Raw genomic sequence first — 24271 nt, 5'->3', positions numbered from 1 at the left:
TCGGGTCATCGGAAATCTCCTTTGACACAAGGAATCACAAATCACACAAAAACGGAATCCCATACGATTCATTCATCGCGCCTGACGCTCTAAGCGACCGCGAAACCGCGTTTTCGAGTTCACATTTGCGCTTTTCAAGCCCGCAACCGTTTTTGTAAGACCACATGACCTGAAAAGCTCGCGACGTATCGTTCTCTGCATCCCAACGACCGGTATGCACTGCCGAACGTTCTGGAAACGAAAAAGCCCCGGTTGTGAAACCGGGGCCTGACATATCCGTTATGCGAGCAAAGCCGATCAACGGTAAAGATAGCTCTTTCCGTTTTCATCAAACAGATGCAGCTTTGGTTCGTCCGCAGTGAACCGCATCGAACTGCCGGTTTTCACCTCGTGAATACCGGGCAGTTTAACGATGATCGGATCATCATCAACAAGTTCGCCTTCGATATAGATGAGAGTGACTTCGCCCAGCGCTTCACTGATCGAGACCTTGCCTTCGAAGAGATATTTCTCGCCCTCTTCGGCCTGCCGGACATCTTCGGGCCGCACGCCGAAGCTTGCCTTCTTGCCCTTGTCCGATTCCGGTGTTTTGACAGCCACCTCAAAGCGGGTACCATCACGCAGCTCAACTTCCGTGGTTTCGCCCGTGCGGGTTATCGTGACCGGCATGATATTCATTGCCGGAGAGCCGATGAACTGCGCGACGAACAGATTTGCCGGACGCTCATAAAGCTCCAGCGGCGCGCCAACCTGCTCAATGTAACCACCGGACAGAACGACAATCCTGTCTGCGAGAGTCATGGCCTCAACCTGGTCATGTGTCACATAGATCATGGTCGTATCGGACATTGACTCGTTGAGCTTGGCGATTTCGATACGGGTTGCCACACGCAGAGCTGCATCGAGGTTCGAAAGCGGCTCATCGAAGAGAAAGACTTTCGGATCGCGGCAAATGGCGCGCCCAATGGCCACACGCTGACGCTGACCACCGGAAAGCGCTTTCGGGAGCCGGTCGAGATAGGGCGTGATCTGCAGCATTTCAGCTGCCGCACGCACACGCCGGTCGATCTCTTCCTTACTTTCCTTGGCGATGCGCATACCAAACGCCATATTGTCATATACCGACATATGGGGATAAAGCGCATAGGTCTGAAACACCATGGCAATGCCGCGTTTGGACGGCGGAATCTGGTTCACGACCTGACCGTCGATCGAAATCTTGCCACCTGAAATGTCTTCGAGCCCTGCGATCATACGCAGAAGCGTGGATTTGCCGCAGCCGGATGGCCCGACAAAAACCACGAATTCGCCGGGCGTGATCTCAAGATCGATCCCGTGCAGAACCTCGACATTGCCGTATTTTTTCTTAACCTGTTCGAGAGTAACGCCTGTCATTTTTCGCCCCTTTCCCTTTATTCTCCGTGGCGGGCGAAATAACCGCCCCAGGCAGGAAGTGTGATGGAATTGCCATCGGCTTTGAAAACGAAGCCGTGATCATCGCTTGTAAAGGCGGCCCAGTTGCCTTCTGGCAGGCTGGCCGTCATCGGCGCTTCAGACATGTTGAAAACGCAAAGAACCGTTTCTCCGTCATTGTGACGAGAGAAGATCAGCAGATCTTCATTGTCTGACGGGTAGAACCGGATGCCACCCTTGGCCAGTGCGGGATGCGCCTTCCTGAAGGTGAGGAACCGGCGATACTGCTCAAGCACAGACGCGGGATTTCCCTCCTGTACATCGACCGCTTTCATGACATGGTCATGCGCGACCGGAAGCCATGTATGCTCGGCTGTAGAGAAACCGCCATTGGCCGCTCCGGCCTGCCAGACCATCGGCGTACGACAACCGTCGCGCCCCTTAAACTCCGGCCAGAACTCAATGCCGTAGGGATCCTGCAGGTCTTCAAACGCGACATCAGCCTCGCTCAGCCCAAGCTCCTCCCCCTCATAGAGGCAGATCGAGCCTTTGAGCGTCATCAGCAGGGCACCAAGCATTTTGGCATAGGCTTCCGTGTCGGAAACACCAGCACCCCAGCGGGTCACATGGCGAACGACATCGTGGTTGGAAAATGCCCAGCAGGCCCATCCTTCCGGCGCAGCCGCGTCAAATGCATTGATCGATTCAACCACCCGCTTCGGCGTAACACGCTGGGGCGCCAGAAATTCAAATGCGTAACACATCTGCATCTTGTCATCGCCGGACGTGTATTCGCCTACGATCTCATGACCGCGCTGCGCATCGCCCACCTCGCCGACAGCGGCAATCGCCGGGAATTCTTCCATCACCGCACGCAGACGTTTCAGGAATTCGAGATTTTCCGGCTGGCTCTTGTCGTAAAGATGTTCCTGATAGTTATAAGGATTAACCGCAGGCGCCGTGCTGTCATTGCGCAGTTCCACAGGCAGAGCCGGGTTGCTTCTCAGCTGCTTGTCGCAGAAATAGAAGTTGATCGTGTCAAGGCGGAAACCGTCAACGCCACGCTCAAGCCAGAAGCGGGCGACATCCAGAAGCGCCTGCTGAACCTCTTCACTGTGGAAGTTGAGATCCGGCTGAGAGGTCAGAAAGTTGTGCATATAATATTGCAGGCGCCGCGAATCCCACTGCCATGCAGAACCGCCAAACAGTGAAAGCCAGTTGTTCGGTGGCGATCCATCCGGGTTCGCATCCGCCCAGACATACCAGTCCGCTTTCGGGTTATCCCGGCTTGAGCGGCTTTCGACAAACCAGGGATGCTGATCCGAAGTGTGCGAAAGCACCAGATCGATCATGATCTTGAGGCCAAGACGATGGGCCTTTTCGATCATGTGATCGAAGTCAGCCAGTGTGCCGAACATCGGATCGATATCGGTGTAATTGGAAACGTCGTAGCCGAAATCCTTCATCGGAGAGGTGAAGAATGGCGAGATCCAGACGGCATCCGCACCAAGGCCGGCGATATAGTCAAGCCGGTCAGCTATGCCGCGGATGTCACCAATGCCATCGCCGTTGGAATCCTGGAATGAGCGGGGGTAGACCTGATAGATCACCGCTCCGCGCCACCAATCCTTATCGACGGCAACTTTTTTTGTTGTTTTATCAGTCATGATGTTGTCCTGATTTCTGTAGCTCCGGCAGCGGGGCGGCAATCAACCGCCCTTCACCGAACCGGCCAGAAGGCCACGCACGAGATAACGCTGCAGGGCGAAGAAGACGATAAGTGGCACGATGATCGAGATGAAGGCCGATGCCGTTAGGATCTCCCAGTTGCCGCCACGCGAGCCCAGAAGTTCACGCAAACGCGCCGTCAGAACAATCGTCTGTTCACTGTTGCCAAGGAAAACCGTCGCAACCAGAAGGTCGTTCCACGTCCAGAGGAACTGGAAGATCGCGAAGGACGCCAACGCCGGGTAGGAAAGCGGCAGAATGATCTTGTTGAAGATCGTAAAATCATTCGCCCCGTCCACACGCGCAGATTCCATGATCTCCCGCGGAAGACCGGCGATATAGTTTCGAAGCAGATAGACGGCCAGCGGCAAACCGAAACCCATATGCGCAAGCCATATGCCAACATAGGTTTTCGATGGCACGTTAAAGGTCTGGCCAATCTTGTTGTACATCTGCAGAAGCGGAATCAGTGACATCTGCAAGGGTACAACCAGCAGCCCGACAACAATCGCCAGCAAAAGATTACGGAACGGAAACTTCATCCATGACAGGGCGTAGGCGGCATAAGCGGCCACCAGAACCGGAATGATGGTTGAAGGAATGGCAACGGTCAGCGAATTCAGGAAGGATTGTCCGATCCCTTCTGATGTCAGAACGTTGCGATAGTTCTCCAGCGTGAAGCGTGGCGGAATTTCAGCAGTCACGAAAATGCGCTGACCGCGCCGGCCTTCGAACGGCTCTTGCGAGACCATCCGGTAATCGCCATTTTCGTCAACAGTCAGCGTTTGCCCATCATCGATATCGACAGTCTGTCCGACTTCATATTCGGACGGGCGCAGAGATGATGTACCAAAGCTGGCGACCTCTCCCGCGCTGCCTTCCAGCGCATTCCCACTGATGACATAAACGCCGTCTTCTTCAACCTGACCATCAGCACCGGGTGTGCGGTAAATCAGGTTCTGTGTCGATGTCGACAGGGCCGTCCACCAGCCGGAAGCAACAATCTGATCCTTGTCCCGGAAAGACGTGACCAGAAGCCCGAAGGTCGGAACCGTCCAGAGTACGACGAGCAACAAAACGGTAATGTGAGAGAACCAGACGAGCGGGGACCTTTTGTGTGCATACATATCAGCGGCCCTCCATCTCTTTATTGGCGTTGCGGATGTTCCAGATCATGATCGGAATCACGAGAACCATGATCACGATTGCGATGGCTGCACCGCGACCGAAATCACCGCCACCTCTGAACATCCAGTCAAACATAAGATTGGCCAGCACTTGCGTATTCCATTGCCCGTTGGTCATCGCCAGAACGATATCGAAGATTTTCAGTACGATGATCGTAATCGTCGTCCAGACCACGGCGATCGTGTTGTAAATCTGCGGGATCATGATCTTGAAGAAAATCTGGAAACCATTGGCACCGTCGATGACGGCTGCTTCGATGGTTTCTTCCGGGATACCCCGCAGCGCAGCAGACAGCAGCACCATGGCGAAACCGGTCTGGATCCATAGCAGGATGACCATCAGGAAGAAATTGTTCCAGAACGGCATCGCGATCCACACATGCGGTTCGCCGCCAAGCGACACGACGATCGCATTGAGGATACCGATCTGATCAGCGCCTTCACCGCGATAATCGTAAACGAACTTCCAGATGACCGAAGCACCAACAAACGAGATCGCCATCGGCATGAAGATCATCATCTTTGCGAACGACCCCCACCAGATGCGATCCGTCAGCCAGGCGATCACAAGACCGAAGAAGGTCGACATCGCCGGGACGAAGATCAGCCACAGCATATTGTTGAAGATCGACTGGCGGAATTCAGGATCGAACAACATCCATCTGTAATTGGCCAGACCGACAAACTGATCTCCGGCCGGACCGTGCAGTGAATAGTCAACTGACGCGACGATCGGATAGATCAGATAAACCGAAAGTGACAGCAATGCAGGCCCGAGAAACAGCCACGGCCTGATCATTCCGGAAATACGCAGGTTTCTGGCACCCCGGCCCGGCTCCTTCGTATTAGACGGGAAAATCAGGTCAAGCAGCTTGTTGGAGCCATAGAAATAGGCCACGGCAACGGCAACGCCAATGACGACGGCCACCAAGGCTTTGATTATTTGTTCCACGCCCTTCAACTCCCTAGAACGGTGTGCAGTCTTGACGACCAGTCCGCTCTGCTCATTGTTTTATTAAGGTTCTTTCGCCGTCCCGGAGCGCTGTTCCTGCACAGGGCGCAAAACGGACATGCCAATGACCTGATATGGTCCCGCGCTGTCCCTGCCCTGCCGAAGGAGGTCAGATGCAACCGGGCCCAACGGGCCCGGCGCAGTATGACAGATTTAGCCGGATCTGACGATTGTTACTTGATCGCGTCCCAGGACTTCTGGATTTCGGTTGCAGCCTGCTCTGCAGACTTGCCACCGACATAATCGATCATGCCGGTCCAGAAAGCGCCTGCACCCACCTTACCGGGCATCAGGTCAGAACCATCAAAACGGAAGGTCGTGGCTTCGGTGAGAATTTCACCTTCACCGCGCATTGTGTCGTTGGCATAAGCTTCCGGGTTCGCACCCTTGAACGGTGTCAGGAAGCCTGACTGGGCCATCCAGACTTCGTGCGCAATCGGGGTTTCCAGGAACTGAATAAAGGCTTCGGCAGCCGGGCTGTCATTGGTGATACCAAACAACGTACCGGCACCGAGAACCGGTTTACCAAGATCCTCACCTTCATAGGACGGGAAGTAGAAGAAGTCGGCATCAAGACCGAGCTCAATCCCTTCCGGGAAGAAGGACGGAATGAACGACGCCATCTTGTGCATGTAGCACTTCGGCGGCGAATCGAAGAGGCCCTTCGGGCTGTCGCGGAAGTCAGTTGCAGAAACAGCAGCAGAGCCACCGTCAACGAACTTGTCGTTCTTGGCAAACCAGCCGAATTCATCAATCGCGTTGACAACACGCGGATCATTGAACGGGATTTCGTTCGTAACCCACTGGTCATAAACTTCCGGCGGCTGCGTGCGCAGCATCATGTCTTCGACCCAGTCCGTTGCCGGCCAGCCGGTTGCGCCGCCCGAACCAAGACCGATGCACCAGGGTGTACCGCCATCTGCAACGATCTGCTCGGTCAGCGCCTTCAGATCTTCCATGGTTTCCGGCACTTCATAGCCGGCATCATCAAAGTTGTCCGGCACATACCAGACGAGCGATTTCAGGTCTGCTTTATACGGGAAAACGTAAAGGCCCTCTTCACCGTCCGGTCCGGCATAGGTCGACAGATCAACCCAGGACTGACCGGCAGCATAGTTTTCTTCCAGGAACTCACCGACCTGCGGCTTGAGCTTGGTCAGAAACCCCTTGGCGGCAAGGTCTGCGGCAAGGCCGGGCTGCGGGAACACGGCAATGTTGGCCGGGCTGCCGGCCTGCGTGTCGATCACGATCTGCTGTTCGAAGGAATCAGAGCCGGAATATTCAACATTGGCCCCGGTGGCTTCTTCGAAATAATTCAGAATGCTGACAAAGAGATCTTTGTCCGGGCCAAGCCACGGCCCAAAGATCGTCAGGGTCTGACCACTCAGATCATGAGAATCTGCAAACTGGTTGTAACTATCCCAGTTGAACTTTGCATCTTCACCGGGCGCGAATTTAAGATCGGCTGCGCCAGCGACGCTCGCAGAAAGCGCGAGTGCGGCCACGCCGGTCATGAGAACTTTATTCATGTGATTTACCTCCCATCACATTTGACCCCCTCAAACGGGTCACAACTGTCTAAGAGCGACTTTTCCAAAGCGCTTTGACAAGGTTAGAGAATTCTCTTGTCGCCGCTTTGAGTCAACCCCTTTCGTTATAATGAACCTAAATTTTGCGCAGATTGGCGATATTCGGATAATTTTTTTCAGCATTCAAACAAAAATGACTTTCCGACAAGCCGGAACGCTTGGTACAAAGTCAAAGCGCTTTGGAAAAAATGTCCTATTTTCGTCCTGAACATATTTTCCCGGCGCAAGGGAGGATAAGAGTGTGAATCTCAAAGAACTATCGGCGCGGCTCGGCCTTTCCCCGACCACCGTAAGCCGGGCGCTGAATGGCTATCCGGAGGTCAACGCGGCAACCCGCGAGCGCGTTTTACGTGCAGCAAGAGAGACGGGTTACCGCCCCAATCGCACGGCACAACACCTTGCAACCGGCAAGGCCGGTTCCATTGGGCTCCTGATGCCGGTTGGCGCGGAAGCAATGTCCGACCTCCACTTCGGAGAGTTTCTGAGTGGCGTCGGCGAGACGGCGCGCGCGAAAGACTTCCATCTCGTCGTCATGCCCTCCGACCCGGCGGACGAAGTATCCGGCCTTGTGACACTGGCCACCGGTGGCAATGTCGACGGGCTGTGCCTGGCTTATATTCGCGAAAATGATTCGCGCATCGACCTGATGGAAAGCCTCGGCCTGCCATTTATTGTTCATGGCCGCTTCTTTTCCGCGCCCCATCCTTATCCGTTTCTCGATGTTGACAATGAAGCTGCCTTTTACGAGGCCGTGCGTTTGCTGCTGCAACTGGGCCATCGCCGCATCGGATTGATCAATGGCGACGAGACGCTGGGCTTTGCGGTACGCCGCCGTAATGGCGCGCTTAAAGCCATGCAGGAGATGGGTCTGTCATTTGATCCTCTGCTGCACTGCTCTACCACCATGACAGAAGAAGCCGGACAACGGGCAGCGACTGGTTTTATGGCGCAGCCTGATCCACCAACGGCTATGCTTTGCGCCAGCATGGTGCAGGCGCTCGGCGTTGTGCGCGCTGCAAACCAGGCTGGCAAACAGATCGGTCGCGATGTTTCGCTGATCTCTTATGACGACGTTCTGCCGGTTCTGCGGCCGGAGCATTTTACCGTTCCGCTGACGACAACGCGTTCATCGCTGCGCACGGCGGGAAAGCGCATTGCCGAACGCCTTATCCAGCGTATCAATGGCGAAGAAACCGATGATTTTCAGGAACTCTGGCGCCCCGAGCTGGTCTTGCGCGCCTCCACCGGACCGGTTCCGGTGAAGGAAAAAGCCTGAAGGGATTGCCAGCCTGCTTTGTTTCTGCCGCGCTTTCTGTTGACAAAACCCATCCCGCACTGCTTCTGCGCGTTGAGAGAAAGCAGCGGAAGGGCCAATGGAACAGCGTGCCAGAAAACGAGGATCGGGCAGCAAAGCGATCACCGGCGCAAAAGGACTTATCGAAACAGGTCTTGTGCCTGCTGAACACAGCGAAACAATTCAGGTGGTAGAAGCCAGCTTCTCCGTTCGACTTACGCCACACATCATCGATCAGTTGTCTGGCGCGCGTAACGATGATCCCGTGTTCGTGCAGTATATTCCTGACGGTCGGGAGCTTTCCTTCAAAGCTGACGATATGGAAGACCCGATCGGCGACGCTGTTTATGAGAAGGCAAAAGGCGTCACCCACCGCTATCCTGATCGTGTTTTGCTGAAACCCACACACACCTGCATGGTTTATTGCCGCTTCTGCTTCCGGCGCGAAAAAGTCGGGCACCCCGAAGAAGCGCTGAACCGCGGAGCGATGGATGACGCGCTCAGCTATATCCGCAAGACAGAAAGCATCTGGGAGGTGATTCTTTCCGGCGGAGATCCGCTTGTTCTCTCTGATCGCCGCCTTCAAGCGCTGATGGAAGCTCTCGGCACAATCGACCACGTGGCCGTGATCCGCTTGCACACCCGCGCCCCGTTGGCCGATCCGAAACGCATTACAGCGGACCTCGTTGAAGCCTTGAGAAAATCCGGCAAGGCCGTGCATTTTGTCATTCACGTCAACCATGCAAACGAACTGACGCCCGATGTTTTAGGAGGGCTTGCGAAACTGGTGAACAACGGCGTTCCGCTCTTTTCTCAAACCGTTTTGCTGAAAGGCGTCAATGACGATGCGGATACGCTGGCTGACCTGTTCCGCAAGCTGGTCGCCAACCGGGTCAAACCCTATTATCTGCATCAGCTCGACAAAGCCCGCGGTGTCGGCCATTTTCACGTCAGCATCCGGCGCGGTCAGCAGATCATGCGGGCTTTGCGTGGCCGTGTTTCAGGCCTCTGCCAGCCGGCTTATGTGCTCGATATTCCCGGCGGGCACGGAAAGGTTCCCATCGGCCCGACTTACCTTTCGGAAAATGATGACGGTAGTTTCACAGTGACGGATTATTGCGGACAACCCCACCACTATGAAGAGATCGCAGCGGATCAAGACTGACAGCAATAACACCGCTCCAGCCAACATGATGGCTAAAAAGAAAACCCCGCGCTCAAACCAAAACAGACTAAGCTGACATGCTTCGGGACACGGGGGACAAGTTCGTCGGACACGTTCCGGCAAGCTGCGAATGTGAATCTCACATCCACTTTTTATTTAGATATCAGGCGGCGCGGCGCTCGCTCTTCCCGCGACGGACCGACAGCCGGGTTCCGGTTGCCACGAGAACCCCGCAGGCACCGGCAAGCCAGTCCTTCTTCAGCTCAAGGCCCAGAAAACGATGCCGCTCGAACGGGCCGGGCATAACCAGATGCTGCGCTTTACCGGCAGAAAAGCCGAAACGCGCGTAGTATTCAGGATCGCCAACCAGCAAAATCGCACCATGGCCGCGTTTGCGTGCAGCGTCGATGGCGGCCCGCATCAGCGCAGAACCTGCACCTTTACCTGCCATTGACGGATCGACAGCCAGGGGACCCAGCAGAAGTGCCGGAACAGGGTTTCCAAAAGCATTAACACCGGCATCGACATGCCAGAGGCGCACTGTGCCGACAACGTGACCGTCTTCATCGCGTGCAACGAGCGCCAGCCCTTCTGCGGGAAGGCGGTTGCGGCGCAGTTTCTCCGATGACTTTTTCTTTCGCTTCGGCCCCATGGCGCGGTCGAGCAGGGTTTCGCGCGCGACAACGTCCACAGCGGCTTCGTGCTCGATCACAAATGCAGGTGCCTGGAACAGGCTGACGATTTCTTCAAAGACATGGGGCATGACTCTGATCCCCTAAAAAACGCGGGATTGCAACAGATAGCCGGGCGGATGAACACTCCGGCTGGCTCAAACCGGCGCAGTTTCTCACCGCGCCGGGTTCAAGTGTGCAGAAAATGACGGGATGGTATCAGATCACGTAGGATCTGAGCGGTTCAAACCCGTTGAAAGCCACTGAGGCATAGGTCGTGGTATAGGCACCGGTGCCTTCAATCAGCACTTCATCACCGATCGTCAAAGACAGAGGCAGCGGATACATGTTCTTTTCATACATCACGTCTGCACTGTCACAGGTCGGACCTGCCAGCACGCAGGGCGCCATTTCGTCTTCATCGCGCTCGGTGCGGATCGGATAACGGATAGCTTCATCCATCGTTTCCGCAAGACCACCGAATTTGCCGATATCGAGGAAAACCCAGCGATGCGCATCTTCGTCCGACTTCTTCGAAACCAGAACGACTTCAGCCTTGATGACACCGGCATTGCCGACCATACCACGGCCCGGCTCGATGATGGTCTTCGGCAACTGGTTGCCGAAATGGCGTGAAAGCGCTGCAAAGATCGCCTGACCATAAGCTTCTGCGGATGGCACGTCGCGCAGGTACTTGGTCGGGAAACCGCCGCCCATATTGACCATCTCAAGAACGATACCCTGCTTGGCCAGCTGGGCAAAAACCCGCTTGGCATCGGCAAGTGCTGCATCCCATGCGTCAAGCTGAGTCATCTGCGAACCAACGTGGAACGACACGCCATAGCTCGTCAGGCCCAGCTGGTGTGCATAGACAAGAACGTCAACAGCCATTGGCGGAACGCAGCCAAACTTGCGCGAAAGCGGCCATTCAGCGCCTTCTCCATCGGTCAGAACCCGGCAGAAAACCTTTGCGCCGGGTGCTGCACGCGCAATCTTTTCAACTTCCTCATGGCAGTCGACAGCAAAAAGGTTGACGCCGAGCGCATGAGCGCGGGCAATATCGCGCTCCTTTTTGATCGTGTTACCGAAGGAAATACGCTCGGCGCCAGCACCAGCCTCAAGAACCATCTCGATTTCAGCCACAGAGGCGCAATCGAAGTTTGATCCGAGACCGGCGAGAAGCTCAAGAATTTGCGGTGCAGGGTTGGCCTTGACCGCGTAATAGATTGCACTGTCAGGCAGCGCATGGCGGAACGCCTGATAGTTTTCGCGCACGACGTCGCGATCGACAACCAGGCAAGGCCCTTCAGGGCGGCGCGTTTTGAAGAATTCCGCGATACGTTCGGTGGTCATGGTAACCCCCTTCTTTCGAAGCATTGACCCTTGAAAAAGGGTCGACAAAGGGCGCATCGTTCCGTGCAGCAAAACCGGCCGGTGGAGACCCCGGTGATTGTTGCAGCGGCGACCGCTCAAGATAGAACCCACCCGTAAAGGTTTCAGGTTCGGCTTTGTCTGCCTTGGATTGGAGGGATATCCCAACCGCACTTCCGGCAATGATGGTATGTGCCTCTATGAGTATTCAGCTGTTGGAAAGCTGAACGACACCAGAAAGGCCCGCACCGTCGTTGCTTCAAGATGTCCTCGCTTGTCCGGTTGGCCGGGGAAGCGACTGGAGGGGTTAATTCCAGGTACCATACCGATATCCTCACCAATATTCGAGGGTCGGCGGACACCCACAGGCACGCGCGACTTTGGGCAAGCGGAGAAATATGCTTATTGCTCTGGAAAATCAAGTGCGTGTTCGCAAAATTCGTGTCAGTTTCGACCGCGAACATGCTATCTGTTTGACAAAATTCAAACAAAATTTTCGCGGCAGCTGATCAGGAGCGGTTATGGATACTTTGACACGCATGCGGGCATATCTGGAAGTGGTGGAAGCAGAAGGCTTCTCTGCCGCCGCCCGCAAAACCGGGAGATCCAAAGCCCTGCTTTCGAAATATGTGCGCGAGCTGGAAGACGATCTCGGTGTTCTTCTGCTGAACCGGACAACCCGACAATTTTCGCTGACCGAGGCCGGGCTTCTCTACTATCGCCGCGCAGAAGAAATTGTGCAGGAGATCGACAATCTCTCTGACGCAGTTCGTGCCAACAACACCGACCTGCGTGGCCGCTTGCGCATTTCAGTGCCGCGATCATTCGTCGATTCCCATATCGGCCAGTCGATGGTCGACTTTGCCCGCGATCACAAAGACCTGACGCTGGAGATTGTTGCGGAAGACCGGTTCGTTGACCTTGTTGAGGAAGGATATGACGTCGCCATCCGCATTACCACGCTCGATGACTCCGCTATGATTGCCCGCAAGCTGGCCGATTTCGGCAACTGGATCTGTGCATCACCGGACTGGCTGAACAATCTGGAAATACCGCTCGAAAAACCTGCAGATCTCTCGAACATACCCTTCATCATCGATACCAATTCGCGCTCATATAACACGCTTCGCTTTGAAAGCAGCGACGGCAGTGGCTATTCCGTCCCGATCAAAGGACCGATTGAGGTCAATTCGCCGATGGCAACCATGCGCGCAGCACGCTCGGGACTTGGCGTTGCACTGATCCCCGACTTCATTGCGCGCCATGCTGTATCGGCCGGTGAACTTGTGACGCTTTTCGATGATCAAATTCCGCGCCGGGCCGGAATTTATGCTGTTTATCCGGAGCGCCGCTACCTTCCGGCCAAAGTGCGCTCTTTCGTGGACTACCTGTCGAAATGGTTTCGTGAAACCAGCGCGTAAAGCGCAAGGTAAGATGCGGGAGCATGTTTCTGACTCAATTTCGCCGTAAGAAAAAAACATCTGACCCACGTCACGGAATCATCATGGACGGTTCAACAAGATCTCTGGCTGCCATTGCAGCAGCCTTCACGGTCGGTCTGCTTTCATCCGGCAGCGCTTCCGCCCATCCGCATGTCTTTGTCGATGCACGGCTTGAAGTTGTTGCTGATGATAACGGTTACGTTAAACAACTGCAGAATGTCTGGCGCTTTGACGAGTTCTTTTCATCATCCGTCATCCTCGACTACGATACGAATATGGACAATAAACTGACCGGGGATGAATTAACCGACATCGGCGATACCGTGCGCGATTCTCTTGGCGACTATGACTATTACACCCAGATCACTGACAATGGAGAAGACGTCAAACTGAAGAAGCCGGATGTCATCCATGCCGATATGAAGGACGGACAACTTCTGCTTTTTTTCGCTGCAGAGCCGGCAAAACCGCTGAAGTTGAGCGGACACTTAACCTTCGGCGTTTATGATCCGACACTTTATACAGCGATCGATTTTCAAAGCGACGATGACATCGTCACCATGGGCGATGCCTTCAATCAGTGCAAGAAAGCGATCCTGCGGCCCGACCCGGACGAAGTGATCAACGAGAACCAGGATGCACTGACCGCTGCCTTTTTCAGTGATCCGACCGATATGAGCAAGCTGTTTGCGACCAAGCTGGACATAAGATGCGACTGATCAAGCTGCTGTTTCCACTTTTTCTCCTGCTGATTGCCTTTCTTGCAGGTGCCGCTGTGTCACAGGCGCAAACGCCCCTTGGCATCGGCAGTGCAGAACCGTCATTTTCCTCGTCTTTCGGGCCGCTGCAGCATGTGCTGATCACAATCAACAAGTACCAGCAACAGTTTTACCATGCCCTGACGGCAGCCCTTAAGGCCATGCGCGATGACCCGATGAAGGTGCTTGGTCTGGTCGGGCTTTCTTTCGCCTATGGTGTGTTTCACGCAGCAGGTCCCGGCCACGGCAAGGCCGTCATCTCCTCATATCTTATCGCCAATGAAACAGAACTGAAGCGTGGAATTCTAATCTCGTTTCTGTCCTCACTTGCCCAGGGTGTCACAGCCGTTCTGCTGGTCGGAACCGCCTATCTGGTGCTACGTGGCTCCTCTGTCTCCATGCGCGATGCGACGATGTTCATGGAAAGAGCGAGTTTTCTGCTCGTCGCCGTTTTCGGCGCATGGCTTTTGTTTTCCAAAACCCGCTCGATCTTTTTCGGCAAATCTTCCGTTGGAAAAATGCAATTTGCCAGCGGCATCGATATGGTTGGAAACCAGAATGGCCAGAGCCGGTTTCAGGCGCTGGAAGTTTCCGACAACCACGTTCATGGCCCGAATTGCGGCTGTGGCCACCAGCATATGCCGGACCCCTCTGCCCTTGGCGGCAGGAGTTTCGACTGGAAGGGCGCTGGCTCAGCTATTTTGGCGATCGGCATGCGGCCTTGTTCAGGTGCGCTCATCGTCCTCACTTTCGCACTGTTGAATGGCCTTGTTGTCGGCGGTGTTGCCTCGGTCTTCGCCATGTCCATCGGCACGGCCATCACGGTATCCGTGCTTGCGATTCTAGCCGTTTCGGCCAAGGGCGTTGCGGTGCGCCTTGCCGGGCGCGAGAGCAGACGCGGCAAGGTGATTGGCTATACAATCGAAATCGCCGGTGCGATGACCGTGATGCTCATGGGGCTGGTACTTTTTGCGGCCTCTCTGACCGGATAATCAGGCCGAACGTGCTGCCGCGACGAAGGCTGCACCTTCTTTGCCGTAAAGAAAGCCATTGGAAAGCGGCGCGGCAGGATACACAGCCCTCAGCTGCTCCAGGGCTGCTCCGGTTTCGGTACGTCCATCCAGCACAGCGCGGTAGATTTTTGAGACGGCAATCATATCGCAATCCTGTGGCGACAGGCGGAAGCGGGCAATGCCTGCCTCCGCCAGCCCCCCCATCTCGCCCAGAAGCGCCTGACAGGTGTGTGACACAGTCTGCACGCCATTGAGGGCGAGGAATGGCTGCCGGTCGAGTGTTCGTACCGTCAGCCCGTCAGGATCGTCTTTGCAGACGAACTGGCAATTATCTTTGATTTTGCCTTTCGAACGGGCGTGCGCGCACCGGGCAGAAATCGCAAGAGGCGTTCGGCCGAAGGCGAAAACTTCAAGGTCGAGCCCGGGCTTCTCGGCAGCGATAGCCTCAATCGACGACAGCGGCAACTCCGGCGGCAAGCAAATCGCGGTCGCTCCGCGCTGGCAAAGAAGCCGCGCCGTGGGCGCATTATAAACATTCACCAGCGGGCCAACCGTATATGCACGATCTTTCAGAAAACTCAGCGCCGAAAGGTCATTGGCCTCAACCATGTATGTCAGGTCCTCAGCCATATCCCGGATCTGTCGCACTTCGCGATTCAGCGTCACAAGTGCATAGGTGGACAGCACGACCTCTTTGCCCGCGGCCTCAAGCCGCTCGATGACATCAGCCATGTAGGGTTCGATGAAATGCTGGCGCTTTGAGCAGACGGTCTCCCCGACGACGACACGCGAGACCGGCGCTTCATCGGCGATGCGGAAATAAAAATCCCGCCATTTCTCACCTTCCCAAAGATAATAGACCGGGCCGAGCGTGAGCTTTGCGTCTTCCATTTTTACCGCCATTTCTTTTCATAAGCGCCGGATGTTGTCTTTCCGCCTTCCGACAGGCCCTTAAGACGCGCCAGCAATGCTGCGCGGTCTTCCGGTGCGGCATCCAGCGCCTTCTTCAGTGTCGAGACGACTTCAGCCACATAGGCTTTACCGCGCTGGCGCCCCTCAATCTTCAGAGCAGAAACGCCAGCTGCACGCAGCGCATCAATCTCGCTCATCACATCCAGAGAAACCGGGTCTTCAAAGGCATAGCCACAGGCTTCCCCCACATCGAACCGCCCCTTGCAAAGCGTCGGATATCCCGCCGCCTCACCATCACCAAAGCGATTGATGGTGTAGCCACCAAGCTCGGAAACCATGTCAGTGCCCTCGCGGCGATAGCGCACATGGCTGGCCGGTGAGCATACGCCATTCATGTTCGGAGACTTTCCCGTTGCATAGGAGGAGAGTGAACAGCGGCCTTCCGCCATCACGCAAAGGCCACCGAACACGAAGACTTCGATTTCGCATTTCACGGACTTGCCGATCCGCGCAATGTCGGCAATCGTCAACGTACGCGGCAATACGACCCTTTTTGCGTTGAAAGCGTCCACAAGAAAGCTGATCGCTTCCGGATTGGAGGCAGAAGCCTGAACCGAAACATGAAGACGCTGCTCCGGGTAATGCTCTGCAACATGCGCCATCAGGCCGAAATCGGCGAGGATCAGCGCATCGGCGCCCAGCCTGGAAGCATCGGCAGCCCCCTGATACCAGATGTCCTCCGCACCCGCGCGCATGAAGGTATTCAGCGCCACCAACACTTTCGTCCCGTGCTGATGGGCATAGACAATGGCGTCTCGCAGTTCATCGCGGGAAAAGTTCAGCCCCGGAAAGTTGCGGGCATTGGTTTCATCACGAAATCCGCAGTAAACCGCATCGGCGCCCGCCTCGACCGCCGCGCGAAAGGCAGACGGCGTTCCCGCCGGGCAAATCAGTTCCATGATCGCGGCTCCTCAAAGAGCACTTTTCCACGAATGCGGGCTGCCGTATGCGCCACCATCGGGGCAAAAGGCCCGGCAAGCGTTGAAAGGTCTTTCGGCAGATCGATGTCGCAGTCATCCAGCGCATTGCGAAGGGCCAGCATTGCCTCCATGTCACCGCTGACAAGCAGGTCACGGGAGAAGAACAGTGCATCGCCATCGAGACGCCCTTCCATCAGCGCCAGAAGAATAAAGAATGGCCCTTCGATAACAGCGTCGGCATGGATTTCGGCGTCGCAGCGTAAAACCGTTACCGTTTCTTCTGCCGGTTCGATCAGAAAGGTGAATGGCAGGTCTGCCGGGCGAAAGGCAAAACGCTTGGACTTGTGCTCACCCAGACGCTCAAACAAACCGGGATGCTGACGCATCAGACGTTTCAGCAACATGTTGGCGGTCCTTTCCGCCAACGGAATGGGGACCAGATCGAATGGAATTGCGAGGACGGGCGGTAACTGCATTGTCTTGTCTTTCGCTAAGCTTTCATGGTCCGCAAACTATCGACTGTCAGGCGACAGCGATTTGAGCTAGCGCAAAGACCGCCGCTTTTCTCAAAGCCATTGATGGCACATGAAACATGACACGCAGCCGCGCCGCTATGACGGCCTTCAGGACTTCCTGACCACGCTGGAAAAGCGGGGAAGGCTCAAGCGCATCACCCGCCCTGTCGCTCTTAAACACGAAATCACAGAGATACACCGGCGCGTTCTGCAAAAAGGCGGACCGGTGCTCTATTTCGAACAACCAGTGAATGATCGCGGTGACATCAGCCCGATCCCGCTTGTCGCCAACCTCTTTGGAACGCGCGAGCGGATCGAATGGGGATTCGGGCTGAAATCCGGTGAAATCGGCAAGCTTGCAGCGCTTTTAAGCGCTCTGAAATCGCCGCACCCTCCAGCCAGTTTCCGAGAGGCCATGGGCAGTCTGCCACTCCTGCGCTCCGCCCTGTCGCTCGGCAGCAAGACCCAAAGCCACGCCCCTTCTCAGGCCATCATCTGGCGCGGCGAAGAGGCCGATCTGAATCGCCTGCCGGTTCAGTGGTGCTGGCCCGGTGAACCGGCACCGCTTGTCACCTGGCCGCTGGTCATCACGCGCGATCACTATAATCCCAATGATATCAATGTCGGCATCTACAGAATGCAAGTCCTGGACGGGCACCGGCTCATCATGCGCTGGTTGTCACAACGCGGCGGCGCCAAGCATTTCCGTTCATGGAAGGCAGCGGGCAAGGATATGCCCGTGACCATCGCCATCGGCGCCGATCCCGCCACGATACTCTCTGCGGTGATGCCACTTCCGGAGGGCATGAGCGAACTGGATTTCGCCGGCGTTCTGAATGGACAGAAAACCCGTATCGCCAGTGGCGTGACCCAGCCTTTGCCGGTTCCGGCGAACGCGGAGATCGTGCTCGAAGGCAGCGTTTCTGCAACGGAAGAAGCTGACGAAGGCCCTTATGGCGATCACACCGGTTATTTCAACGCAGTTGAACGGTTCCCGGTCGTCACGCTTTCCGCTATTACGATGCGGAAAAAACCGGTTTACCTGTCCACCTATACCGGGCGCCCGCCGGACGAGCCATCGGTTCTGGGCGAGGCGATGAATGAGCTGTTCATACCGCTCGTCAAACAGCAGTTTTCCGAGGTGACGGACATTTATCTGCCTCCGGAGGCCTGCTCATACCGCGCAATCGTGATCGCTATCGACAAGCGTTATCCCGGACAGGCGCGGCGGGTCATGATGGGGCTTTGGTCCATGCTCTCCCAGTTCAACATGACCAAGCTGATCATCGTCGTGGATGGCGATATCAATGTACGCGACTGGAAGGACGTGATCTGGGCGCTTTCGACGCGGTTCGATGCCGCGCGCGATACCATGATGATTGAAAATACGCCGATCGACTATCTCGATTTTGCATCGCCGAAAGCAGGCCTCGGCGGCAAGCTGGGGTTGGATGCAACGACCAAAATCGGCACTGAAACCGACCGGGAGTGGGGGGAGACCTTGAAGATGTCGCCGGATGTCAGCCAGCGAATCGACAACGTCTGGCAGGAGCTGGGCCTCGATTAACGCTCGTGACGGCGCTGATATCGTGCTCTGAGCCAGAAGACGAAAAACACGGCGAGCACAAAAAGAATACCAACGCCAACGGCAAGCCATGGTGAAAACTGCGCGACGAAATTGACGATATCAGGCAGGAAGTAACCACCCAGCAGCATACCGGCAAAGATGAGCGCTGCGGCAATCAGTGTTGAGCGACTTGTGGCCGGTTCACTCATCGCTGGCTCCCTTCTTTGCGAAAACTTTCAAGGCTCTTTTTCTGGGTTCCGTCCGCATTGAAGTTACCGGGCGCGAGCCAGGCCTCAAATGCACGGCGCCGTTCCGGCCATTCACCATCAATCATAGAATACCAGGCAGTATCGCGATTTCGGCCCTTGGCAATGATATGCTGCCGGAAAATACCTTCAAAAGTGAACCCCAGCCTCTTCGCCGCAGCATGGCTCTTCGCATTGTCGTTGTGACACTTCCACTCATAGCGCCGATAGCCGAGATCATCGAAAATGTGACGCGCCAGAAGATAATGCGCTTCCGTCGCCATTGCAGAGCGCTGCATCTCCGATCCGTGCGCAACCGAACCGACCTCAATCGATCCATTGTTTTCGTCGATGCGCATATAGCTGGCCATGCCGACAACAGCGCCGTCACCGGTCTTTCTGAAAACTCGCGTGATCCATGAACCACTGTCGTTTTGATGCGAAAGCCAGTCGGTAAATCCGGAATAGCTGGAAAAATCGGCCTGTGGAAAGAAATGAAGTAACGCACTGACCGCATCAGGCGAGCCACCAAGGGCAAGCCATAAGCGCTCGGCGTGGTCCTCGGGACTGTAGGGTTCGACCGTTACATAGAGCCCGCGCTGATGAACAGGCTGCGGGCGAAGTCGCGGTGAAAAATCAGACAAGTCCGCCATGACGTTATTCCTCCCTGCCCATTAAAACGGGAAACGGGCGCCAAAATGGCACCCGTCCCATCTGATACCGGAAATCAGAATTTCAGCGTTGCGCAGGCATCTTCTGCGAGCTTTTTGATGCCGTCCCAGTCACCCTTGGCAACCAGATCCTTCGGCGCAACCCAGGAACCACCAACACAAAGCACATTCGGCAGTTTCAGGTAATCCGGTGCATTCTGCAGCGAGATACCACCGGTCGGGCAGAACTTGATGTCGGAAAGCGGAGAAGACAAAGCCTTCAGGTAGGGCGCGCCACCGGCCTGCTCTGCCGGGAAGAACTTCATGACGCGGTAGCCTTCTTCACGCAGCGACAGCACTTCGCTGGCTGTTGCCGTACCGGGAAGCAGCGGAATATCGCTGTCATCGGCTGCATCGAGAATATCGCCGTTGATACCGGGCGATACAATAAACTTGGCTCCGGCCTTTTCAGCAGCTTCATAATCCTTTGCTGACAGGATTGTGCCTGCGCCGATAACGGCATCTTCAATCTCGTCAGACATTGCCTTGATCACATCCAGCGCAGCATCCGTGCGCAATGTGATTTCCAGAGCCTTGAGGCCGCCTTCGACAAGTGCGCGGGCCAGCGGAACAGCGTGCTCGACCGACTCAACGATCAGCACCGGAACGACCGGCTGCGCAGTGAGAACTTTAAAGAGATTATCAGTTTTGGCTTCCATGGTCGCTCTGCCTCATTAACGCACTTCAGGGTGCAATTGAAATACCGCGCTGCAGGCACCAAGTCGAGCCTAAACCGCGCCTAGCATCTTCATAACTTGTTTTTGTTATGTCAGTTTGATCTCGATTAAACATATAATGCTGCGGACAAGCAGGGAGTGGCACGCATGGCCAAGGAAATCGAGCGAAAGTTTCTGGTTTCAGGTGACGAATGGAAAGATCTGGCCGAGGCCGGAACGCGTCTGACCCAGGCCTATATCATGGGTGGGCCGGATCGATCCCTGCGGGTGCGGATTTTCAATGATCAGAGCGCGAGGCTGACGATCAAGATCGGAACCGCTGCCATGACCCGAGACGAATATGAATATGATATCCCGATTGACGATGCGCGTGAGATGGCTGAACACGCAACCGGTGTGATTATCGACAAAACCCGCTACCGCCTGCCAGATGGCGACTTTGTCTGGGAAATCGATGTGTTTCACGGTGCCCATGCGGGACTGATCGTCGCCGAAGTGGAATTGCCGGATGAAGATACACAACCGGCGTTTCCGGAATGGCTGGGCCGGGAAGTCACCGGCGACAACCGCTATCTGAACCATACCCTTTCCACGACCGGCGGCGTGCCGGAGGAGACAGAGTGAAATGAGCTATACCCTCAAGCCGGAAAAACCGTTTTCAGAAACCTTCCGGTCGGTCGCCGTTTCCCAGCTCGAAGACGCGGTTAAGATCCTGAAACATCAGCCAAAGGGGCTGCATGAAGCCGTTCATGACGCCCGCAAGAAATTCAAGCGCGTTCGCGGGCTTTATCGTCTGGTACGCCCCGGCGCCAAGGATTTTTCCCGCACAGAGAACACCCGGATTCGGGATATGGCCGCCAGCATTTCGGCAGAACGGGACGCAACCGCACTTCTGGAATGTGTCGATCGCCTGCGGGAGAAGAACCCTGCCCCCAGGGCCGATATGGCGCTGGCCCACCTTGAGACAGCGCTGCAGAAAAGACGTTCCGGCACAGCAGCCCCTGACGGACAGCTGCAGGAGAAGGTCAAAGCCGCCATTCAAACCTGCCACGCCGCGATTGACGCTGCGGCATCACATCACTTCGACGATAATGACAAACCGGCAGCAAAGATCATCGCCAAAGGCTGGAAGAAAACATTGTCGGACGCGCAGGTTGCCCTGATGACGGCACAGGCGACCGGCACGGATGAGGATTTTCACGAGCTTAGAAAGCGAAGCCAGAATTACTGGATGTATTGCGCCCTCGTTTCTGATGTCTGGCCATCTGCGATGAAAGCAAAGCGCAAGGATGCAAAGTCACTGGCCGACGTGCTGGGAGATGAGCACGATCTGAGCGTGTTAATTGCGCTGCTGGAAGGCGAAGAAAAGCTGATACTTCCCGCTGAAGATCGCGCCCTCAGCTGCAAGGTGGCGGTTTCAATGCGTAAAAAACTGCGTAAGCAGGCGATCAGATCGGCGCGCCGCATCTTCACCGATGAAGCGAAGGATGAAGCAATTATCATCAGAAAATTGTGGCGAAACGCCGCTGAGAATTGATCGGCAGAGACCGCCCCACCGATTGCCAAAGAACAGGGATGGGTGTATTGCCCAACGCCATGATGAAAACTGGCGAAAATCAAGAAACGCGGAGCAATTCCATGGAAAACCATGGTCCTTATCTGGTCGCGGCCCTTTATCACTTTGCGCGCTTTGCTGACTATGAGGCTTTTCGTGCGCCGCTTCTGGCCAAAGCAGAAGAAAACGGCATCAAAGGTACGCTTCTTCTGGCAGCCGAAGGTATTAACGGCACGATTGCCGGAACGCCTGAGGGCATCGCCAATGTGCTGGCCTTCATTCGCGCACGTCCGGAATTTGCCGCGCTGGAACACAAGGAAAGCCACGCTTCCAAAATGCCCTTCTATCGCATGAAAGTGCGCCTGAAGAAGGAAATCGTGACGATGGGCGTCGAGGCTATCGATCCTTTGAAGACGGTCGGCACCTATGTCGACCCGAAGGACTGGAACGACCTTATCTCCGATCCGGATACGATCGTCATCGACACGCGCAATGATTACGAGACGGCTATCGGCACCTTCAAGGGCGCAGTCGATCCGCACACCAAGACCTTCCGCGAGTTTCCGCGCTGGGTGGCTGAGAACAAGGGCCTGCACAACAAGCCGAAGGTCGCCATGTACTGCACCGGCGGCATTCGCTGTGAAAAGGCATCGGCTTATATGAAAGAGCAGGGCTTCGAGGAAGTTTACCACCTTAAAGGCGGCATCCTGAAATATCTGGAAGAGGTGCCGGAAGAAGAAAGCCTTTGGGATGGCGCCTGCTTTGTGTTCGATGAGCGCGTTTCGGTGACCCATGGCCTGAAAGAAGGCGAGCATGAGCTTTGCCATGCCTGCCGCCAGCCGATCACACCGGAAGACAAGCTGTCACCGCTTTTTGAAGAGGGCGTATCCTGCCCCCATTGCCACGACCAGTATTCCGAAGCAGACCGTCAGCGCTTCCGTGAGCGCCAGCATCAGATCGTCCTCGCAAAAGCGCGTGGCGAACGCCATATCGGCGCCTGATTCGGACCCTCTTTGAAAAAACCGGTCTGTCGAAGACCGGCTTTTATCTAAAAGCGGATCTGCCATGATAAGCAACCGCAGTCTCGCCGATGCCGGACGTTTCGACCGCGAAATGCCCTACAGTATCGTGCATCCGAATGGATGCACGGCGCTCTAAAAATCTGAAAGACGCGTTTTGACGGAGTTGAGCGCGCCAACAAGCTCTTCAAAGCTCTTGCGCAAGCGCCGGTCCATCTCCGAAGCAATGGCAGGATATTCCTCAACCAGACGAATGAACTGCGTGCGCTGGATCAACAGAACCTCAGCACTCTGCGAAGCTGTTGCCGTCAGCCGGTATGGCAAAGCACTGATCAGCGCTGTCTCGGCCAGCAGGCTTCCCGGCCCAGCAATACCAAGCGACCGGCCACCGGCCTCAAGCGAAAGCTGGCCGCTGGCGATCAGATACGCTCCGTCGCTCACAGTTCCTTCTTCAAAAAGGACACTGCCACCGGAAAATGCTTTGCGGGATGCTGTAAAGGCAATCAGCCTAAGTTGATCTTCAGAAAAACCGGAGAACAGATCGGCATTGCGCAACGCCGCGATATCGTCAGCCAGTGCCAATTTTGGTGCCCTCCATGTTCTGTTCGTTCGCCCTTTAACACGAACCGCCGACCTTCACCATATGGTGATACCTAAGTCTGGCGGCCTCACGGTACCAGTTTGTAGCCACCATTTTCGGTCACCAGAATCCGGGCGTTTGAAGGGTCCATCTCGATCTTCTGGCGCAGGCGATAAACGTGGGTTTCGAGCGTGTGTGTTGTCACTCCGGAATTGTAACCCCAGACCTCTTCCAGCAGCAGATCGCGCGTCACAACCTTCTGCTCCGCACGGTAAAGATAGCGGATGATCGAGGCCTCCTTTTCTGTCAGTCGGATTTTCTTGCCATCAGCCGTGGTAAAAAGCTTCTGTCCCGGCTTGAAAACATAAGGTCCAACGTTGAAGGTTGCATCCTCGCTCTGCTCATGCTGACGCAACTGAGCGCGAATACGCGCCAGCAGAACCGCAAAGCGGAACGGCTTGGTGACGTAGTCATTCGCACCAGCTTCAAGGCCCAGAATTGTATCGGAATCGGTATCATGACCGGTCAGCATGATGATCGGCGCCTTGAAACCGTTCTTGCGCGCCATTTTCACGGCTTCGCGGCCATCCATATCAGGCAGGCCGACATCCATGATCAGAAGATCGACCTGGCCTTCTTTCAGCATCCGCAGGGAATCTGCCGCACTTTCCGCCGACAGGATATCAAACTCTTCATAAAGCTCGAGCTGCTCGACCAGCGTCTCGCGCAGATCCTGATCATCATCGACCAGCAATATCGTTCTCGACGTCATCCAGCGTGCCCTTTCACGTTGTCACTGCTCTCAACCGCTTTCACTTTCTTCTGATCACTGTTCCAGCAACCATTGCGGCATAGCCTCCGCGGGCAT

General features: G+C 55.6%; 24 protein-coding genes. 9 read left to right on the top strand and 15 right to left on the bottom strand.

Going from position 1 to position 24271, the window contains the following annotated elements; all coding sequences use genetic code 11:
* Window positions 1-297 precede the first annotated feature (297 nt).
* The 5 genes from EDC90_RS15415 to EDC90_RS15395 all read right to left on the bottom strand — a co-directional run bounded on the left by EDC90_RS15415 (window position 298) and on the right by EDC90_RS15395 (window position 6869).
* Window positions 298-1395, bottom strand: coding sequence for an ABC transporter ATP-binding protein (locus EDC90_RS15415; protein ID WP_132313202.1), 1098 nt, complete (start codon window positions 1393-1395; stop codon window positions 298-300).
* Between the two features lie 17 nt (window positions 1396-1412).
* Window positions 1413-3080, bottom strand: coding sequence for an alpha-glucosidase family protein (locus EDC90_RS15410; protein ID WP_132313200.1), 1668 nt, complete (start codon window positions 3078-3080; stop codon window positions 1413-1415).
* A gap of 42 nt (window positions 3081-3122) precedes the next feature.
* On the bottom strand, window positions 3123-4268 hold the full coding sequence (locus EDC90_RS15405) for a carbohydrate ABC transporter permease (protein WP_132313198.1): 1146 nt from the start codon (window positions 4266-4268) through the stop codon (window positions 3123-3125).
* Between the two features lies 1 nt (window position 4269).
* Window positions 4270-5280 carry a carbohydrate ABC transporter permease gene (locus EDC90_RS15400; RefSeq protein WP_132313196.1) on the bottom strand — a complete coding sequence of 337 codons (1011 nt, stop codon included), beginning with the start codon at window positions 5278-5280 and terminating at the stop codon, window positions 4270-4272.
* 233 nt (window positions 5281-5513) lie between these two features.
* Complete coding sequence (locus tag EDC90_RS15395; protein ID WP_132313194.1) at window positions 5514-6869, bottom strand: ABC transporter substrate-binding protein; 1356 nt, start codon at window positions 6867-6869, stop codon at window positions 5514-5516.
* Window positions 6870-7170: 301 nt separating this feature from the next.
* On the opposite strand from EDC90_RS15395, the gene EDC90_RS15390 reads away from it, so the two are divergent.
* Together EDC90_RS15390 and EDC90_RS15385 are read left to right on the top strand one after the other, a co-directional pair.
* Window positions 7171-8205 carry a LacI family DNA-binding transcriptional regulator gene (locus EDC90_RS15390; protein WP_132313192.1) on the top strand — a complete coding sequence of 345 codons (1035 nt, stop codon included), beginning with the start codon at window positions 7171-7173 and terminating at the stop codon, window positions 8203-8205.
* A 97-nt stretch (window positions 8206-8302) separates the two neighbouring features.
* Window positions 8303-9388, top strand: coding sequence for a lysine-2,3-aminomutase-like protein (locus EDC90_RS15385; protein WP_132313190.1), 1086 nt, complete (start codon window positions 8303-8305; stop codon window positions 9386-9388).
* Window positions 9389-9551: 163 nt separating this feature from the next.
* Here EDC90_RS15385 and EDC90_RS15380 read toward each other — a convergent pair whose 3' ends face one another.
* Window positions 9552-10151, bottom strand: a complete 600-nt coding sequence (locus EDC90_RS15380) for a GNAT family N-acetyltransferase (RefSeq protein WP_132313188.1) — start codon at window positions 10149-10151, stop codon at window positions 9552-9554.
* A 127-nt stretch (window positions 10152-10278) separates the two neighbouring features.
* Window positions 10279-11412: an ornithine/lysine decarboxylase gene (gene odc2, locus EDC90_RS15375; RefSeq protein WP_132313186.1), complete on the bottom strand. Its 1134-nt coding sequence runs from the start codon at window positions 11410-11412 to the stop codon at window positions 10279-10281.
* Window positions 11413-11951: 539 nt separating this feature from the next.
* Between odc2 and EDC90_RS15370 the strand changes: the two genes are divergently transcribed.
* The 3 genes from EDC90_RS15370 to EDC90_RS15360 all read left to right on the top strand — a co-directional run bounded on the left by EDC90_RS15370 (window position 11952) and on the right by EDC90_RS15360 (window position 14622).
* Window positions 11952-12851, top strand: coding sequence for a LysR family transcriptional regulator (locus tag EDC90_RS15370; RefSeq protein WP_132313184.1), 900 nt, complete (start codon window positions 11952-11954; stop codon window positions 12849-12851).
* Between the two features lie 83 nt (window positions 12852-12934).
* The gene (locus EDC90_RS15365; protein WP_132313182.1) at window positions 12935-13591 is read left to right on the top strand and encodes a DUF1007 family protein; all 657 of its coding nucleotides are present in this window, start codon (window positions 12935-12937) and stop codon (window positions 13589-13591) included.
* On the top strand, window positions 13582-14622 hold the full coding sequence (locus EDC90_RS15360) for a nickel/cobalt transporter (RefSeq protein WP_132313180.1): 1041 nt from the start codon (window positions 13582-13584) through the stop codon (window positions 14620-14622). The genes EDC90_RS15365 and EDC90_RS15360 overlap by 10 nt, the downstream gene beginning before the upstream one ends.
* On the opposite strand, the gene ubiV is transcribed toward EDC90_RS15360, so the two are convergent.
* The 3 genes from ubiV to ubiT are packed head-to-tail and all read right to left on the bottom strand — an operon-like array spanning window position 14623 to window position 17011.
* Window positions 14623-15546: a ubiquinone anaerobic biosynthesis protein UbiV gene (ubiV, locus tag EDC90_RS15355; protein ID WP_245511079.1), complete on the bottom strand. Its 924-nt coding sequence runs from the start codon at window positions 15544-15546 to the stop codon at window positions 14623-14625.
* A complete protein-coding gene (ubiU, locus tag EDC90_RS15350) occupies window positions 15537-16514 on the bottom strand; it encodes a ubiquinone anaerobic biosynthesis protein UbiU (RefSeq protein WP_132313178.1) in 978 nt (325 codons plus the stop codon). The genes ubiV and ubiU overlap by 10 nt, the downstream gene beginning before the upstream one ends.
* A complete protein-coding gene (ubiT, locus tag EDC90_RS15345; protein ID WP_132313176.1) occupies window positions 16505-17011 on the bottom strand; it encodes a ubiquinone anaerobic biosynthesis accessory factor UbiT in 507 nt (168 codons plus the stop codon). The genes ubiU and ubiT overlap by 10 nt, the downstream gene beginning before the upstream one ends.
* 109 nt (window positions 17012-17120) lie before the next feature.
* Between ubiT and EDC90_RS15340 the strand changes: the two genes are divergently transcribed.
* Window positions 17121-18617, top strand: coding sequence for a UbiD family decarboxylase (locus EDC90_RS15340; protein ID WP_132313174.1), 1497 nt, complete (start codon window positions 17121-17123; stop codon window positions 18615-18617).
* Here the strand turns inward: EDC90_RS15340 and EDC90_RS15335 are convergent.
* From EDC90_RS15335 to EDC90_RS15325, 3 genes are all read right to left on the bottom strand, one after another.
* On the bottom strand, window positions 18614-18826 hold the full coding sequence (locus EDC90_RS15335; RefSeq protein WP_132313172.1) for a hypothetical protein: 213 nt from the start codon (window positions 18824-18826) through the stop codon (window positions 18614-18616). The two genes, EDC90_RS15340 and EDC90_RS15335, sit on opposite strands and share 4 nt — an antisense overlap.
* Entirely contained in the window at window positions 18823-19515 is a 693-nt protein-coding gene (locus EDC90_RS15330) for a GNAT family N-acetyltransferase (RefSeq protein WP_132313170.1), read from the bottom strand. The genes EDC90_RS15335 and EDC90_RS15330 overlap by 4 nt, the downstream gene beginning before the upstream one ends.
* A 74-nt stretch (window positions 19516-19589) precedes the next feature.
* Window positions 19590-20231 (bottom strand): 2-dehydro-3-deoxy-phosphogluconate aldolase, encoded by a 642-nt coding sequence (locus EDC90_RS15325; protein ID WP_132313168.1) that lies wholly within the window; start codon window positions 20229-20231, stop codon window positions 19590-19592.
* A gap of 165 nt (window positions 20232-20396) precedes the next feature.
* On the opposite strand from EDC90_RS15325, the gene EDC90_RS15320 reads away from it, so the two are divergent.
* The 3 genes from EDC90_RS15320 (at window position 20397) to EDC90_RS15310 (ending at window position 22805) form a co-directional block, all read left to right on the top strand.
* Window positions 20397-20873, top strand: a complete 477-nt coding sequence (locus EDC90_RS15320; protein WP_132313166.1) for a CYTH domain-containing protein — start codon at window positions 20397-20399, stop codon at window positions 20871-20873.
* Between the two features lies 1 nt (window position 20874).
* Window positions 20875-21786 (top strand): CHAD domain-containing protein, encoded by a 912-nt coding sequence (locus EDC90_RS15315; protein WP_132313164.1) that lies wholly within the window; start codon window positions 20875-20877, stop codon window positions 21784-21786.
* Between the two features lie 101 nt (window positions 21787-21887).
* Entirely contained in the window at window positions 21888-22805 is a 918-nt protein-coding gene (locus EDC90_RS15310; RefSeq protein WP_132313162.1) for a rhodanese-related sulfurtransferase, read from the top strand.
* A gap of 153 nt (window positions 22806-22958) precedes the next feature.
* Here EDC90_RS15310 and EDC90_RS15305 read toward each other — a convergent pair whose 3' ends face one another.
* Both EDC90_RS15305 and EDC90_RS15300 read right to left on the bottom strand, forming a co-directional pair.
* Window positions 22959-23405, bottom strand: coding sequence for a Crp/Fnr family transcriptional regulator (locus tag EDC90_RS15305; protein ID WP_132313160.1), 447 nt, complete (start codon window positions 23403-23405; stop codon window positions 22959-22961).
* 86 nt (window positions 23406-23491) lie between these two features.
* Window positions 23492-24175 (bottom strand): response regulator transcription factor, encoded by a 684-nt coding sequence (locus EDC90_RS15300; RefSeq protein WP_132313158.1) that lies wholly within the window; start codon window positions 24173-24175, stop codon window positions 23492-23494.
* Window positions 24176-24271: the final 96 nt, after the last annotated feature.

The sequence above is a fragment of the Martelella mediterranea genome (genome assembly GCF_004342225.1).
Classification (GTDB): domain Bacteria; phylum Pseudomonadota; class Alphaproteobacteria; order Rhizobiales; family Rhizobiaceae; genus Martelella; species Martelella mediterranea_B.
This window is presented reverse-complemented; position numbering and strand designations above follow the sequence as displayed.